The sequence below is a fragment of the Bacteroides sp. Phil13 genome (assembly GCF_001940965.1).
GTDB classification, from domain to species: domain Bacteria; phylum Bacteroidota; class Bacteroidia; order Bacteroidales; family Bacteroidaceae; genus Bacteroides; species Bacteroides intestinalis.
In genome coordinates this window covers 1-15,794 of record NZ_MSHA01000075.1, presented here as the reverse complement: position 1 = coordinate 15,794, position 15,794 = coordinate 1, and the positions used below count along the sequence as shown (strand labels likewise).

Annotated in this window: 13 protein-coding genes and 1 tRNA gene; 5 read left to right on the top strand and 9 right to left on the bottom strand. The window is 43.6% G+C overall.

Annotated features, from left to right (window positions below):
• The first annotated feature begins 604 nt into the window (after nt 1-604).
• Nucleotides 605-2,833 carry a formate C-acetyltransferase gene (gene pflB, locus BWI44_RS14580; RefSeq protein ID WP_044155339.1) on the top strand — a complete coding sequence of 743 codons (2,229 nt, stop codon included), beginning with the start codon at nt 605-607 and terminating at the stop codon, nt 2,831-2,833.
• A 1-nt stretch (nt 2,834) separates the two neighbouring features.
• Complete coding sequence (pflA, locus tag BWI44_RS14575) at nt 2,835-3,560, top strand: pyruvate formate-lyase-activating protein (RefSeq protein ID WP_138291716.1); 726 nt, start codon at nt 2,835-2,837, stop codon at nt 3,558-3,560.
• Between the two features lie 126 nt (nt 3,561-3,686).
• Here the strand turns inward: pflA and BWI44_RS14570 are convergent, their stop codons facing one another.
• Nucleotides 3,687-4,970 carry a porin family protein gene (locus BWI44_RS14570; protein ID WP_195209378.1) on the bottom strand — a complete coding sequence of 428 codons (1,284 nt, stop codon included), beginning with the start codon at nt 4,968-4,970 and terminating at the stop codon, nt 3,687-3,689.
• 12 nt (nt 4,971-4,982) lie between these two features.
• Nucleotides 4,983-5,531 carry an RNA polymerase sigma factor gene (locus BWI44_RS14565; protein WP_022393299.1) on the bottom strand — a complete coding sequence of 183 codons (549 nt, stop codon included), beginning with the start codon at nt 5,529-5,531 and terminating at the stop codon, nt 4,983-4,985.
• Nucleotides 5,532-5,708: 177 nt separating this feature from the next.
• Here BWI44_RS14565 and BWI44_RS14560 point away from each other — a divergent pair, with 177 nt between their 5' ends.
• Entirely contained in the window at nt 5,709-6,407 is a 699-nt protein-coding gene (locus tag BWI44_RS14560) for a NigD1/NigD2 family lipoprotein (protein ID WP_195209379.1), read from the top strand.
• Between the two features lie 94 nt (nt 6,408-6,501).
• Here the strand turns inward: BWI44_RS14560 and BWI44_RS14555 are convergent, their stop codons facing one another.
• Genes BWI44_RS14555 through BWI44_RS14540 form a run of 4 tightly spaced genes read right to left on the bottom strand, consistent with a single transcriptional unit; the run spans nt 6,502 to nt 10,690 of the window.
• Nucleotides 6,502-7,518, bottom strand: coding sequence for a zinc-binding alcohol dehydrogenase family protein (locus BWI44_RS14555; RefSeq protein WP_117706957.1), 1,017 nt, complete (start codon nt 7,516-7,518; stop codon nt 6,502-6,504).
• A gap of 23 nt (nt 7,519-7,541) precedes the next feature.
• On the bottom strand, nt 7,542-8,801 hold the full coding sequence (gene fucP, locus BWI44_RS14550) for an L-fucose:H+ symporter permease (RefSeq protein ID WP_195209380.1): 1,260 nt from the start codon (nt 8,799-8,801) through the stop codon (nt 7,542-7,544).
• Nucleotides 8,802-8,816: 15 nt separating this feature from the next.
• On the bottom strand, nt 8,817-9,740 hold the full coding sequence (locus BWI44_RS14545; RefSeq protein ID WP_286814750.1) for an amidohydrolase family protein: 924 nt from the start codon (nt 9,738-9,740) through the stop codon (nt 8,817-8,819).
• A 17-nt stretch (nt 9,741-9,757) separates the two neighbouring features.
• The gene (locus tag BWI44_RS14540) at nt 9,758-10,690 is read right to left on the bottom strand and encodes an aldo/keto reductase (RefSeq protein ID WP_195209382.1); all 933 of its coding nucleotides are present in this window, start codon (nt 10,688-10,690) and stop codon (nt 9,758-9,760) included.
• Nucleotides 10,691-10,867: 177 nt separating this feature from the next.
• Between BWI44_RS14540 and BWI44_RS14535 the strand changes: the two genes are divergently transcribed.
• Entirely contained in the window at nt 10,868-11,884 is a 1,017-nt protein-coding gene (locus tag BWI44_RS14535; protein WP_195209383.1) for a LacI family DNA-binding transcriptional regulator, read from the top strand.
• A 12-nt stretch (nt 11,885-11,896) separates the two neighbouring features.
• On the opposite strand, the gene BWI44_RS14530 is transcribed toward BWI44_RS14535, so the two are convergent.
• The 3 genes from BWI44_RS14530 to BWI44_RS14520 form a co-directional block, all read right to left on the bottom strand.
• Nucleotides 11,897-11,984, bottom strand: a tRNA-Ser gene (locus tag BWI44_RS14530).
• 238 nt (nt 11,985-12,222) lie between these two features.
• The gene (locus BWI44_RS14525) at nt 12,223-13,962 is read right to left on the bottom strand and encodes a fimbrial protein (protein ID WP_195209743.1); all 1,740 of its coding nucleotides are present in this window, start codon (nt 13,960-13,962) and stop codon (nt 12,223-12,225) included.
• Between the two features lie 43 nt (nt 13,963-14,005).
• Nucleotides 14,006-14,821 (bottom strand): hypothetical protein, encoded by an 816-nt coding sequence (locus BWI44_RS14520; protein ID WP_286814749.1) that lies wholly within the window; start codon nt 14,819-14,821, stop codon nt 14,006-14,008.
• A gap of 326 nt (nt 14,822-15,147) precedes the next feature.
• Between BWI44_RS14520 and BWI44_RS14515 the strand changes: the two genes are divergently transcribed.
• Nucleotides 15,148-15,794: phage integrase SAM-like domain and Arm DNA-binding domain-containing protein (locus BWI44_RS14515; RefSeq protein ID WP_286814748.1), on the top strand; the 647-nt coding region annotated here is incomplete at its 3' end.

Below are 15,794 nucleotides of genomic sequence, written 5' to 3'. Positions count from 1 at the left end.
CTCTGCCACCTCTCCAAAACTCCTCTTTTAAGAAGTGCTTTTCTCTTAAAGCGATGCAAAATTACTATTCTTTTTTGATATCACAAATATTTCGGCACAAAAATATTATTTCTACGATATTTTATAAACGTAATTTATTTTACGGAGAGTCTATACTTGAAATGCTCCATATATATATTGTAAAATAACAGAAAAGCATAAAACATGCTGTCAACAAGAAATCAACTTCCTGCTGACAAGAAGTTAATTTCCTGTCAACAAACTCTTAACTTCTTGTCTACAGAAAATCATCTTCTTATAAGTATATGATAATCAGTACAAAGTTTTATAGCAACCCATTTATTTTTGTAAACATTTCCATTTTCAATCAGCAAATGATATTAGTTCCGCTATTAACCTGCCATTTACCAATAAATGAGTAAAAGAGTGCAGATAATAAGCACAAAAAAACAACCTTAACTGGTAACTCCCATACCTAACAATAGTTATTTTATGTCGTACAACATAAAAACTGACTATTCATGCAATGCTATGTGGAAAAAAGATAGTAATTTTGCAGTCCTTATTAGGATAACAACCATTACCCACTAACAAAATGAATATTATGGAATTGAACAAAACCTTTATCGACGGGCTTTGGAGCAAAGAAATCAATGTCAGTGATTTCGTGAGTAAAAACATCGCGCCTTATACTGGAGACGCTTCTTTCCTGCAAGGACCTACCGAACGTACCAAACATATTTGGGAGCTTTGCCTCAAAGCACTCGAAGAAGAAAGAGCTAACAACGGAGTACGTTCTCTCGACCCTCACACTGTATCAACTATTACTTCACATCAGGCCGGCTATATAGATAAGGAGAATGAACTTATCGTTGGTTTGCAGACAGATGAGCTATTGAAACGCGCTATCAAACCGTTTGGTGGCATCAATGTAGTAGCTAAAGCTTGCCGCGAAAACGGTGTAGAAATAGATGATAAAGTAAAGGATATCTTTACCCATTATCGCAAGACACACAATGACGGTGTATTCGACGTATATACTGAAGAGATCCGCTCATTCCGTTCATTGGGTTTCCTCACCGGACTTCCCGATAACTATGCCCGCGGACGTATCATCGGTGATTACCGTCGTCTGGCACTTTACGGCATCGACCGCCTCATCGAAGCCAAAATGGAAGATTTACACAATCTGACCGGTCCGATGACTGATGACCGCATTCGCCTGCGTGAAGAAGTGGCAGAGCAGATCAAGGCTTTGAAAGATATTAAGATAATGGGCGAATATTACGGACTCGATCTCAGTCGTCCGGCTACTTCCGCACAGGAAGCCGTACAATGGGTGTACATGGCTTATCTGGCCGCTGTAAAAGAACAAGACGGTGCAGCCATGTCTCTGGGTAACGTTTCTTCGTTCCTCGACATCTTTATTGAATATGATCTGGCACACGGTAAAATCAATGAAACATTTGCCCAGGAGCTGATCGACCAGTTCGTTATCAAACTCCGCATGGTGCGCCATCTGCGTATGCAGTCATACAACGATATCTTTGCCGGAGACCCGACTTGGGTAACAGAAGCCATTGGCGGACGTTTCAACGACGGACGTGTGAAGGTAACGAAGACTTCCTTCCGCTTCCTGCAAACACTGTATAACCTCGGTCCTTCTCCCGAACCGAACCTGACTATACTTTGGGGACCTGAACTCCCTGAAGGCTTCAAGGAATTCTGTGCACAAGTATCCGTAGATACCAGCTCCATCCAATACGAAAATGATAACCTGATGCGCGAAGTACGTAACTGCGACGACTATGGTATCGCATGTTGTGTATCCTATCAGGCTATCGGCAAGCAGATACAGTTCTTCGGAGCCCGTGCCAACCTAGCAAAAGCCTTGTTGCTTGCCATCAACGGTGGACGTTGCGAAAACACCGGTACCGTCATGGTAAAAGGCATTCCTGTATTGACTGGCGAAACATTGAAGTTCGAGGAAGTTATGTCGAACTACAAGAAAGTGCTGACCGAAATTGCCCGTGTCTACAATGAAGCAATGAACATCATCCACTTCATGCACGATAAATATTATTACGAAAAGGCTCAGATGGCATTTATCGATACGAATCCACGAATCAATCTGGCTTATGGTGTAGCAGGTCTTTCCATTGCCATCGACTCACTGTCAGCCATCAAACATGCAAAGGTTACGGCCCGTCGCAACGATATCGGCTTGACGGAAGGTTTCGATATTGAAGGCACATTCCCATGTTTCGGAAACAATGACGACCGCGTGGACCACCTCGGTGTAGACTTGGTATATTATTTCAGCGAAGAACTGAAAAAATTGCCCGTTTACAAGAATGCTCGTCCTACCCTTTCATTGCTGACGATTACTTCTAATGTAATGTACGGTAAGAAAACAGGTGCTACTCCTGACGGACGTGCCAAGGGTGTAGCTTTCGCCCCGGGTGCCAACCCGATGCACGGACGCGATAAGAACGGTGCCATCGCATCACTGAGTTCCGTTGCCAAGTTGCGTTATCGCGACTCACAGGACGGTATTAGTAATACATTCTCTATTGTTCCGAAATCTCTCGGTCCGACACCAGAAGACCGTGTTGAAAACCTAGTAACAATGATGGACGGTTACTTTACTAAAGGTGCACACCACCTGAACGTAAACGTGCTGAACCGTGAAATGCTGGAAGATGCCATGGAGCATCCGGAGAAGTATCCGCAACTCACAATTCGTGTTTCCGGCTATGCTGTGAACTTCGTGAAGCTGAGCCGCGAGCATCAGTTAGAGGTTATTAGTCGTAGTTTCCACGAAAGAATGTAATATGATAAACGTACACTCCTACGAAAGTATGGGAACATTCGACGGGCCGGGTCTCCGGCTCGTCGTTTTCCTACAAGGCTGTCCGTTCCGCTGTTTGTATTGTGCCAACCCGGATACGATAGATGCAAAGGGGGGGACACCTACCCCACCGGAAGAAATTCTGCAAATGGCTATCAGCCAGAAAGCATTTTTCGGAAAAAAGGGTGGCATCACATTCTCGGGTGGTGAGCCTACATTACAGGCCGAAGCGCTTATACCTTTGTTCAAAGATTTGAAAGCAAATGGCATTCACATCTGCCTGGATACCAATGGTGGCATCTGGAATGAAAAAGTAGAAGAACTATTGAGCCTGACGGATTTAGTGCTGCTGGACCTCAAAGAATTCAATCCCGAACGCCATAAGAAACTAACCGGATGCAGCAATACAAAAACTTTGCATACGGCAGCTTGGCTGAAGGAACAGAACCGGCCTTTCTGGCTACGCTATGTATTAGTACCGGGATATAGTGATTTTGAGGAAGACATTCGCAGTTTAGGCGAACATCTCGGCCAATATAAAAGTATACAGCGGGTAGAAATTCTTCCTTATCATCGTCTGGGCGTGCACAAGTACGAAGCTATGGAATGGGATTACCAATTGAAAGAGGTAAAAGAAAACACTCCCGAACAACTGGAACGTGCAGAAAAGCTATTTAAGGAATACTTCGAAACGGTGATGGTAAACTAAGAGAAATAAAAGAGTGATAAGGTGATAGAGTGATATAGTAGCTGCGCTGTATGTCACAGAGCATTATCACCCTATCACTCTATTACTCTATTACTCTATCACCCTACCACTCTTTATTCATACTGATTAGTAAGTCAGACGGATACCTGCCTGCAACGTAAAGTTCGTCGGATTTTCCTTTCGTATAGTCTCTATCGGAGAGCCATCGTCAAAGAAATAGGAAATACCTGGCTCTACATATATGCCCACTCTGTTACTAATATTATATTGGGCACCTACCGCACCCATTACCGAAAGTTGCACAGGCTTCACTGTTTCCTTTTCACTTCCTACCTTACCATAAACACACTTCTCTATTGCACCACCGGCAGATACATACACCGTGAAACGTTTATCATTAACGAAACTCCAGTTCGCACGCACCGGAATACCGATATAGTGCAGTTTCTGATCTGTCTTTTCCGAACTGTTTTCGTAAGTTATCTCAGACGACAGCATCGTATAAGTCACACCGGTTTCCACCGAGAAGTTTTTCGGCAATGCTTTCCGCACCGATACACCAAAACTGAGCGGTTGCTTATGCTTGATATCCTTAACCTGACGCACATTTTTCCGCAAATAAGGTACACCACCTTCAAAAACAAGTTCTTGTCCATCAGGAATATTCAGAACACCATTAGATACATCCGGCAAGTCCAACTTATCACTAAACATCGGACTGGAATTAGGACCGGCCTGCATATCATTTCCCATTGTATTCATGGCAAGTGCTCCTGTATTTCCAACAGACATACCAATCGCCCAACCTTTATTTTTTGTAGAAGATTTCTTTTCGGTCGGCAAATGCAGTTTGTCTCTACTAGAAGGACGGTATACCTCGCGCTCCTTTTCTTTAGAAGTTGAAGAAGAGTTTGATGAAACGACATCGTCTCCATTCGCCTTTTCTGTGAGCACTTCAGTGTCCTTTTCCTGTATCTGTGCACCCACTTCCAGTATATTCTTTTCTGTTTCCAAATGTTGTGCCACAAGAGCTTGACGAGAGCTTTCCTGTTCAATCACTCTTCTGATAACAGACTCCGGTTCTTCTCCCTGCACATCCGGTTCGGCAGGTTCAGGCAGCACATCAGGTATAGCCGCTAAAGCCGGTTCGGCCGCACGACGCACATCGTCCACTACCGGACTTTGCAGCAACCAAAGACTGACGGACGACACAGCCACCAGCGCAACCGCCGCAGCCGTCATCGCCCAACGGCGGAACAGAATCTTTTTCTTAGTCCCGACAACAGACATGGGAGCAGAAGTCGGCAATGCCTTCTCCAATCGCTCCCAGCCGGCATCAGGTAGCGGCTCGGAGTAATCATCCAACCGTTCCTTTATCTTTTTCAACCACAATTCATCATCTTTCATCATACGTCCTTTCCTTTAAGCATTGTTTTTCATCCACTCCCGCACTTTAGTAGCCAAAGTAGCTTTGGCACGCGTCAGCTGCGAAGCTGATGATTTCTCATTAATTCCCAGCATCTGGGCAATTTCCCTATGAGATTTATCTTCAAATATATACAAGTTGAATACGGTGCGATAACCAACAGGCAATTCACTGATAAACTGCATCAGCACCTTCTGAGGAATAGTATCCACTGCCGAAGCATCAGGTTCTTCGTACGTTTCGGGTACGTTATCCAATCCTTCCGACTGGTTTATTACATCATTCTTGCGCAAGTATTGCAGCGCCGTATTCACCATAACACGCTCCATCCACGCCCGCAAGGAACCATCACCCCGCCAAGTGAATTTATCAAAAGAATCGAAGAGTTTCAGGAAACCGTCGTGCATCAGGTCTTCTGCCGTTTCACGGTCGCCCGCATAACGGAGGCACACGCTGAGCATTCGCCCAGCATAGCGCTCGTACAGTTCTTTCCTGGCAAGGTTGTCCCCTTGCCTGCATCGTCCTGCCAGTTCCTGTTCTTCCATTCTTTCCTTTGAAACGCGTTTACCTTATAAATGCAGCAAAGATAGAAATACTGCACGTAGCGAACAAGAAATTAATTCTTTTGTTTCTTTAACAGTCATATGTGCAGTATTTCCCCTTATCACGCATTTCTTAAATACATGAGAAAAAATAAGATTAACTCCAAAAAGATGCAATTGATGAAAAAGCTGAGATTTTATTCGGTAATACTTCTACTTACGTTTTTAGCGATACCGATGTTACAGTCTTGTCTGAGTGATGCTGATGACACTTCTAATGGTACTCTTTTTACAATCGGTACCATAAAGGTTATTGAAGATAAGGAATACTATTTTAATCTAGATGACGGTGAAAAGATGTATCCCAGCGATACAACATATATACATAATTATACTGTAAATGACGACCAACGCGTCTTCATTCATTTTCTTCCATTGGAAGAAAGTATTCCGGGATATAAGTATAACGTAAAACTGATTCAGATAGAAGACATTCTGACAAAGGATATCATTCCGCTGACTAAGGAGACTGCCGACAGTATTGGTAATGATCATATTAATGTCGTCGAGTTGTGGATTACAGGAAATTATCTAAACATAGAACATCAATTCTTCCACAACAATAATAGCAGTAAAAAACACATGTTGAATCTGGTCATCAATCAAACAGAGCAAGCATCTGCCTCGGAAGATGATTATCTCACATTGGAGTTCCGCCACAATGCTTATGATGATGAGCCACGCACACTGGGTTGGGGAGTTGTATCATTCAGATTGAAAGAGATAGCCAATCAACTGGTGGGAAAGAAAGGATTAAAAATTATCGTGAATACGATTTACGATGGAAAACAAACTTATACGGTGGACTTGAAAAAATAACAGATCAAGTTAAACGAAAAGATATCAACCTAAACTATGACCTATTGAAGACGAAGAGGGTACATTCCTAAAGTGGATGTACCCTCTTTTACATTTATAGCTGTACCAGGATACGGAATACCTTTCCCGGATTAGCTACCCACTCCGTCATTGCTTCCAATGCATTTTCGGGTACTGCAACTTTCGTTATTAATTCTTCTACCGGACAAGTACCTGCCTTCATATAGTTAATTACCGCGCGGAAATCGGCTGGCAACGCATTTCTGGAGCCTCGTATATCCAATTCTTTCTGAACAAAATACTTGGTCTGAAAAGCGACTTCACTTTTTGCATAACCAATGCAGACTACACGGCCTGAGAAAGCTACTTCATCGACAGCCATTACATAAGTCACAGGACTACCGACTGCTTCAATCACAACATCAGCCCCAAAGCCTTCCGTAATTTCTTGTATCCGGCTATGTATATTTTCTGTCTTAGAATTTACTGTATAAGAGGCTCCCATTCTCCGAGCCAACTCCAACTTCTCATCATCCAGATCCACAGCAATAACAACGGCACCTCTAAGCGCAGCACGTACAATAGCACCTATACCAATCATACCACACCCGATGACCATCACATATTCATTATCAATCACCTGACCGCGTGAGACAGCATGAAATCCCACACTCATCGGCTCAATCAGAGCACAATCACGAGGAGAGATGTCACCTGCCGGAATTATTTTAGTCCAAGGCAATACAGCATACTCACACATCACACCATTTCGCTGCACTCCCAATGTTTCATTATGTTCGCAGGCATTGACACGGCCATTACGGCACGAAGCACACTTACCACAATTAGTATATGGATTCAGAGTCACATTCATTCCTTTCTCGAAACCAGCCGGAACATCCGGACCTATTTCTTCAATTACCGCGCCCACTTCATGTCCCGGCACTACAGGTAATTTCACCATCGGGTTACGCCCCAAGAAGGTGTTCAAATCGGAACCACAAAAACCTACATATTTAATTCTCACCAACACCTCACCGGCACCAACCACCGGTTTTTCAAGTTCAACCACCTTCATTTCAGAGGGATTGACTATTTGAACTGCTTTCATTTTATATATTTGAAATTAATTGTTTAATCAATGACTTTATAACCTTTCCAGCCATAGTAGGCACAGAAAATAAAGCAAATCATCGGCACACAGTAAGCTGCATAATAGATGTGCTCATTGGCATGCATGAAATAAGCCGTCAGTTGAGGGAGACATGCATTGCCGACAATAGCCATCACGAGAAAAGCCGAACCACTTTTTGTCTGGTCTCCCAATCCTTTCAAAGCCAGAGAGAACTGTGTGGGATACATAATAGACATAAAGAAAGAGATAGCCAGCATGGCATATAATCCTACCATACCTCCCCAAACCATTACTACTCCGCACAAAAGAATATTCATTAAGGAATAAACCAATAACATATCCTGCGGACGGAACTTCACCATCAATCCTGTACCAATCCAGCGTCCTACAAGGAAAGCAAGCATATAAAGTCCGAAGAAAGTTGTTGCGGTTTCTTCCGGAAGTCCTGCATAAGAACAGCAATAGACAAGAAACAAACTGTTTATCGCTGTCTGTCCGCCATTATAAAAGAACTGCGCAATTACCCCCCAACGCAAGTGTGAATGTTTCAGCACACCAAAATCAATCAGCTTTTCTTTCTTTGAACCTGAAGAAGGAGTTTTACTTTCATCCCCTATCTGTGGCAATTTAGAAAATACGAATACCACAGCTATGATAATCAGCAATAAAGCCAGCATCAGATAAGGAAACTTCATGGCATCCGTCTCTACCTGTATATAAGCCTGCCAGCCACCCGGATAATCTACAGGCAATGTATCACGTGTATAATGCGTGCCGCTCAGAATCAGTTTACTCAGAAACATAGCAGAAATAAAGGCTCCGAGTCCGTTGAAAGATTGCGCCAGGTTTAGCCGTCGCGGTGCTGTTTCGGGCGCACCCAAAACGGTAACATACGGATTGGCAGCAGTCTCCAGAAAACACATACCGGTAGCAATGATAAAGAATATGCAGAGGTAGGCCCAATAGGCTTTCAGCATGGCAGCCGGAAAAAAGAGCAAACCTCCCAATGCCGCCAACAATAAACCGAAAATAATGCCCGCTTTGTAGCTATAACGCTTCATGAACATAGCTATCGGGATCGGAAAAATGAAATAAGCAAGCCAATAGGCAGTTTCTGTAAATGACGCCTCAAAGGTGTTTAGTTCACAAGTTTTCATCAACTGCCGTATCATGGTAGGAAGCAGATTACTGCTAATCGCCCAAAGGAAAAAAAGGCAGAAGACCAGGGCCAAAGGTATCGTATAAGTATTTCTTTTCATGGTATTAATATCTTCTTATTCAGACATGTTTTTGATGTATGGCAATATGGGAAGCTCAGTAAATCCATAGAATTTCCGGGCATTCTCTCCGAGGAACAGCCTTTTCTCATCTTCCTGCAAATCGGGTGATTTCACTATAAAATCATATGACATCTTGTAAGTGATTGCGGTAATGGTACGCGGGTAATCCGATCCCCACATCAATTTCTCCATCCCGACCAGTCCGGCAGCTTCCCGTATAGCTTTTACTGCTCCCCTAAAGGGATAGAATTCATCATTGAAAAGCCAGGTGATTCCTCCGGATTCAATCATCACATTGGGATGAAGGGCTAACCGTATCTGTTCTTTCCAATCCGGACGTGTCACCATTCCGAAATGCCCGATAGCAATTCTCAGCCGGGGACATTCCTGAATGACCTCCTGCATCTCGGGAATTTGCGTTGCTCCGTCCGCCAAGTCAATAGAAAGCAGCACATCCCGTTCTTCCATATAATGGAACATCTGCATCATTTCTTCACTATTCAGCATCACCCGCCCTTCTCTAAGCAACAGACGTTGAGCCGGGATCTTAATAGCTTTAAAACCTTTTGCTATCAGTTCTTTGGCCTGTGCCAGAAACCCGGGCTTACGGAACTCACACATTCCGCAAACAAAGAAACGACCGGAATAACGGGAAACAACCTCTGCCAGATATTCATTCTGAATACCGTCTATAAATTCTTGCGTAATGACGGCAGCAGATACTTGCGCATAGTCCATGTTCGACAGGAAAACTTCTGCACTGTTCACCCCGTCCACCATAAAGGGAGGAACCATCTGACGGATTTCTCCCATAAACAACGAGCGTCCGTTATCCAGTGTACGAATGGGTAGACCATCTACCACTGTATCTTGCCGTAACCATAAATGGGCATGCGCATCAATTATTGTATAGTCCATATAGACAGCTATTTTTTTTAAGAGTTAGCCCAACTTACACGTTGCTGTTCTCCAATAATCTCCCGTACTTCACGTACCAATTCCCAGTCAATCGGTTCTTCTATAAAGGATACGTTCTTCTTTACATTCAGCGGATTAGCCGTACTGAACAAAGTGGTCGCAATTCGTGGATTACTTACAGAAAATTGCATAGCCAGTTTTTCTATAGGATAGTTCTTTGCCTTACAGTGTTCCATTGCTTTACGGCAAGCCTCCACCAGCGATTCAGGAGCCGGATGCCATTCAGGAACGCCACGCTCGCTCAATAATCCCATTGAAAGCGGAGAAGCGTTGATCACTCCTATTCCTTTCGACTCAAAATAATCGAGAAAATCAATCAGTTTATCATCGCACAAACAATAATGGCAGAAATTAAGGACCGATTCTACCGTACCACTCGGCGAGTGGTCAATCACCCATTTCAGGTTTTCGAGTTGTAAGTCGGTGATCCCTACATGCCCAACAATACCCTTCTCGCGTAAGCCGACTAATGCCGGTAATGTTTCATTTACAATCTGATTCAGATCGGCAAACTCAATATCATGTACATTTATCAAATCGATAAAGTCGATGTTCAGACGCTCCATACTCTCATACACACTCTCTACTGCGCGTTTTGCAGAATAATCCCAGGTATTGACCCCATCTTTTCCATAACGTCCCACTTTAGTAGAGAGATAGTATCGGTCGCGCGGAACATCTTTCAAGGCTTTCCCTAAAACAGTTTCAGCTTTATAGTGCCCATAATAGGGAGAAACATCTATAAAATTCATACCTGCTTCGATGGCAGTAAACACAGACTCAATTCCTTCTTTCTCTTTAATATCATGGAAAACTCCTCCCAAAGAAGAAGCTCCAAAGCTGAGAGATGATACTTTCATCCCTGTCTTTCCGATTTCATGGTATTGCATATCAATTAAATTTAAAAGTTTTTAGATACGGCAAAAATAGGGCAAGAATAATTTCAAGACAGCATGTAAGGTACAAAAACAACACGTAATGGTTTACGTAAAAAAAACATCCTTTCATACCATCTTTTATCTGGGAATATGCTTTCTTTGTAAGTGAATCTAATAGCAGACTTTAAAATGGAATACCAGAAACATACTTCACTTAAAGATCTCGCCAAAGCATTAGGCGTATCCATTCCCACTGTATCCAGAGCACTAAAAGACAGTCCGGAAATCAGCAGTGAACTTCGTGCTAAAGTCAAAAAGCTGGCCAAAGAGATGAATTACCGTCCCAATCCTTTTGCCATGAGTCTGCGAAAAAACACTCCGCGTATCATCGGAGTCGTTGTGCCGGATATCGTTACCCATTTCTTCGCATCCATCCTGAACGGAATAGAAAACATGGCAGTAGCCAACGGATATTTTGTTATTATTACCACTTCACATGAAGCATACGAATATGAGAAAAGGAATATCGAAAACCTGGTAAATATGCGGGTTGAGGGCATTATCGCCTGCCTGTCTCAGGAAACAAGAGACTATTCACATCTTGCCGCCCTGAAAGAGATTAATATGCCACTCATCCTGTTCGACCGTGTTTGCCTGACCGATCAGTTTTCGTCGGTAGTAGCAGATGGTGTACAATCCGCACAAATGGCCACCCAACATTTATTGGATACCGGCAGTAAGCGGGTAGCTTTTATCGGAGGCGCCAATCATTTGGATATCGTAACCAAACGAAAACATGGCTATCTGGAAGCTCTGCGTGACAATCATATTCCTATTGAAAAAGAACTGGTAGTCTGCCGGAAAATAGATTATGAGGAAGGCAAAATAGCGACGGAAACTTTATTATCTCTCCCCCAACCTCCTGATGCCATCCTTGCCATGAATGACACTTTAGCTTTTGCCGCCATAGAGGTTATTAAAGAACATAGACTTCGTATCCCCGAAGATATAGCCATCATCGGATATACCGATGAACAACATGCCAACTATGTAGAACCGAAATTATCAGCTGTATCGCATCAGACTTATAAAATGGGAGAAACGGCTTGTCGCCTATTAATAGATCAAATCAAAGGGGATAAAACTGTCAGACAAATAACTATTCCGACAAATTTGCAGATAAGGGAAAGTAGCAGAAAGAAATAATTTCTCAACCTGCGGAGAGACGGGGATTCGAACCCCGGATACCCTTTAGGGGTATACACGCTTTCCAGGCGTGCCTCTTCAACCACTCGAGCACCTCTCCTTGTTCGGGGCGCAAAGGTAGAGGAAGTTTTCGGGATAACAAAATTTCAAACCAACTTTATTTAGTAACGCTAAAAAAACAACTTGGTACATCAATGATTATTTGTCTCCATTTTATGTTCAGCTATTACTAAATTATTTTTCTCCTATTGGGAAAAAATATTTCTCTAACCGGAAAGATAAAATACCTATTTATACCAAGTTGTTTTTTAAGCGTTACTAAATAAAGTTGATACAATTTAATCTTCCACAACTCCACCACCGATGCTGCCTCCGGCTACGATAGGTACACCGTCAACATCATCTATTGTAATGGTATAGCATGTATTATGCTCAATTTCGCTGAAATTCATCTCACTTAAGGACTTTTTATAAATGGCATCGGCTGTCTTGTCACCGCTCTTTTGCGTGCCTTCCAGCAGAAGATACATGCCCTCGGTACTGTTAGCACTGTAGAGATAAAACAGTTGCGGATATAGCTTATAGCCCTCATCCGCATTATCGTTCACTTCCACTGTTCCTTCCAAATTGATGGGAGCTCCGGATGCGGCAGTGGATGCAATGACATAAGAAGAGTTATTGGCACCTACCAAGGTGACCTTTTCGGGAGTGAATCCACTTTCATCGTTCACCCTCAGGTCGATGCGGGCAGTTGCACGTTCAAGCACGGCTGATACTTGGGCTACATTATCAGTCCATCCTTCAGCGGCGATTTCCACTTCTTTGAACATCAGCAACGGACATTCCAGATTACCGGTAGCGTTGACGGCAAGCAAGGCTTTGAAGTCATCCTTTGTGGTATTTTCGGTAACATCTGCCAAAGAAGTAGCTTGTGCGGCATTAGCTATGATGTAGAGAGTCTTTCCGCCTGTTGTGGGCACATCTTTCAGGATGATTTTCTTTCCTTCATCTACATTTTGGGGCGTCCATTCTTTTGTCAATAGATTGGTATAAGCTTTCTCAAGGGTTCCTTCGGCACTAAAGAGGTAGACAGACAGATCGTTTACGGCGCATTCTGCCGGAAAGGCTGTAGCATAAGCAGAAGTTCCTGCTGTGGCAGATGCTATTTCCACTTCGATTGAATTTGCATCGGGAGAAACAACAGCACCTCCGGTTTCTCCACCTTCTTCCCAATCTGTGACTTCCAGAGTGGCAACAATAGCACCGTCTACTTCGTTCAGCGTCACATTGTATTGAACGTTGCGGCGGAGGGGATCATGATTGCCGATAAAAGCTTCCTTATCCAGTGTGGGCACAGCGTGCTCTATGCCGTCAATAGTGCCTTTCACGTCCAATGCAAGGTTGCATTGGGCATTGGGGCACTCGTACACGTAGAATACAGAGGTGTAAGTATCATTATCAGGATTTTCGGCAAAAGAGTTCACTGTCATTTCTTGCGTTTCCGATGCCGTCCAATAGCTCATGCTTTCGTCGGTATAGAAATGCGATGCAGACATGGCTCCTGTCAACTTGGCTTCGGTCAGCTTGAAGTCTTCCACATTATTCACAATGTTGATACGTGCCACCAGACGGCGCATTGCGAAGGATATTGATGGATTCGGGGTAGCATTGGTCACCTTTGCCGTCTGCACCCCGCGCATTTGAAGACATCCCTCTGTAGCATTGCCATAAACGGTGGTTCGGCTCTTGAAGTCTTCGTAATCTTTCAAATTTCCCAAGTCATTCTTTTCGTTGGCAATGGCTTCTACGATGTAGCTTCCTTTGCCGGGGAAAATGATGGTGCCCCCATCGATTTGGGTTTTCTGAGTACTTACATGCGCTTCTGTATCTTCATTGAATACGTAGAGTGTCACTTGACCCAAGAAAAGGTCGTTTACGACACGAGTGTTTGCTCCTATATCAAAAGTCACCGCAACGCGGATCTCCTCACTGTTGCCCGTCTCTATGTTCTCCTTATCGGAACAACCGGAGAAGCCGAGAGCTAAAAGGGCGGAGAGGAAGAATATTTGTTTCTTCATAATTGCTTCTTTTTTTTAATGATTACTTTACTATTACCTCGCATTACTTCTGTTGTAGATCGGGGTTGTCGGTCACACAACGGATAGGCAAAGCAACCGGCTTATCAAATGTTGTACTTTTCCTTATCCATGAACCTTGTTGCATTGTATTACCCACATCATATCGCCAAGACATACATGCTTGAGTAGCATCAGAAGTCCAATAATTACCAGTTATATTTCCCTTATCACTTATGTCAGAAAATCCAACATAAACACTATTACCTGCCTGGTACGTACTTAAAGTAATAGAACCAAATGGAATTGGAGTGGCAATGTTATGTACTCCCAAATATGAGTAGCCGTATCTATAGCCAACAGCATAATAAGTAGTATAAGCAGTCTGTTTGTAGTACACCTCTGCTGCATACGAATATGGCAATATATAGCCTGTACCTTTAAAATAACGAGTAACCACATTCTCATCGGCCCAATCAACAGCCTCCACTGCTACCATTTCTGCAACAACTAAAGACTTAATCTCCAAAAAATAATCTACACTAGAAGAAGAGCTTCTCTTGGTAATCTCCCATCTTATTGCATATCGAGTGCCATCAGACAGTGTTCTTATCTCAGCTGTTCCGCCAGGAATCAATTGAGCAGCCGTTGTACTAGTAATATCTGTTGTCGGCATTATTTGAGCATATTCTTCTGTTGTCGGTAGCCTCCAATTGACAGGACACGGATTTGCAGTCTTATATCCACAGGAAGCAGCTCTATTATCCCACGACTGAGAAGTCCCATTTGGCCAATAATCCTGCGTATTATTAACAAAGAAATATTCAGGATAATTTGCTATATTCGTTTTATTACTATACAAAGTTACTACAAAAAAGTGAAATGCGGAAAAAATATAGTGATAGAATTGAGTTACAAGGGTTTTAGTTGAAGTGGCGAAAATTCGTGAAGCCATTACAATCCTTGCCGAAGCCAAATCCTGACGCCGCAACGTTACTTGTTCGTAACCATGCCCGAAAATGCGACAAACGGGTACGGATGGCGAAACAAGACACTAAGGAATAGTGAGTTACCGACAACTCACGCGAAAAATCCGGTTACGGAAAAAGATTGCGCTGTTCCTCCCCGTTTTGCGTACCGACACCGGACTCTTCACCAACTAATTTTGAAACCAAAAAAATTAAGACGATGAAGAGTACATTTTCAGTAATCTACTACCTCAAGCGTCAGGTAGTGAAGAAAGACGGGACGGTTCCCGTCATGGGACGCATCACGGTGGACGGCAGCCAGACGCAGTTCAGCTGCAAGCTGACCGTCGATCCGAAGCTGTGGGACACCAAAGGAGGACGTGTCACGGGCAGAAGCACGGCGGCACTCGAAACGAACCGTATGCTTGACAAGATGCGGGTACGCATCAACAGGCACTATCAGGAAATCATGGAGCGTGACAACTTCGTCACGGCGGAGAAGGTGAAAAACGCCTTTCTCGGACTGGAACACCGCTACCACACGTTGATGCAGGTATTCCACCAGCATAATGAAGACTACGAGAAGCAGGTGGAAGCAGGCATGAAAGCCAAAGGCACGCTTGCCAAATACCGCACCGTTTACAAGCACCTGCAAGAGTTCCTCGACATCCGCTACCATGTGAAAGACATCGCACTGAAAGAGCTTACCCCGGCTTTCATCTCCGACTTCGAGATGTTCCTGCGCACGGACAAGCACTGCTGCACCAATACCGTGTGGCTGTACGTCTGCCCGCTACGGACGATGGTGTTCATCGCCATCAACAACGAGTGGCTGACACGCGACCCGTTCCGCGAGTATGAAATCAA

What these genes read in the sequence shown, in the direction of transcription:
- pflB (WP_044155339.1), top strand. Translation starts at nt 605, where the DNA reads ATGGAATTGAACAAAACCTTTATCGACGGGCTTTGGAGCAAAGAAATC.
- pflA (WP_138291716.1), top strand. Translation starts at nt 2,835, where the DNA reads ATGATAAACGTACACTCCTACGAAAGTATGGGAACATTCGACGGGCCG.
- BWI44_RS14570 (WP_195209378.1), bottom strand. Translation starts at nt 4,970, where the DNA reads ATGATGAAAGATGATGAATTGTGGTTGAAAAAGATAAAGGAACGGTTG.
- BWI44_RS14565 (WP_022393299.1), bottom strand. Translation starts at nt 5,531, where the DNA reads ATGGAAGAACAGGAACTGGCAGGACGATGCAGGCAAGGGGACAACCTT.
- BWI44_RS14560 (WP_195209379.1), top strand. Translation starts at nt 5,709, where the DNA reads ATGAAAAAGCTGAGATTTTATTCGGTAATACTTCTACTTACGTTTTTA.
- BWI44_RS14555 (WP_117706957.1), bottom strand. Translation starts at nt 7,518, where the DNA reads ATGAAAGCAGTTCAAATAGTCAATCCCTCTGAAATGAAGGTGGTTGAA.
- fucP (WP_195209380.1), bottom strand. Translation starts at nt 8,801, where the DNA reads ATGAAAAGAAATACTTATACGATACCTTTGGCCCTGGTCTTCTGCCTT.
- BWI44_RS14545 (WP_286814750.1), bottom strand. Translation starts at nt 9,740, where the DNA reads ATGGACTATACAATAATTGATGCGCATGCCCATTTATGGTTACGGCAA.
- BWI44_RS14540 (WP_195209382.1), bottom strand. Translation starts at nt 10,690, where the DNA reads ATGCAATACCATGAAATCGGAAAGACAGGGATGAAAGTATCATCTCTC.
- BWI44_RS14535 (WP_195209383.1), top strand. Translation starts at nt 10,868, where the DNA reads ATGGAATACCAGAAACATACTTCACTTAAAGATCTCGCCAAAGCATTA.
- BWI44_RS14525 (WP_195209743.1), bottom strand. Translation starts at nt 13,962, where the DNA reads ATGAAGAAACAAATATTCTTCCTCTCCGCCCTTTTAGCTCTCGGCTTC.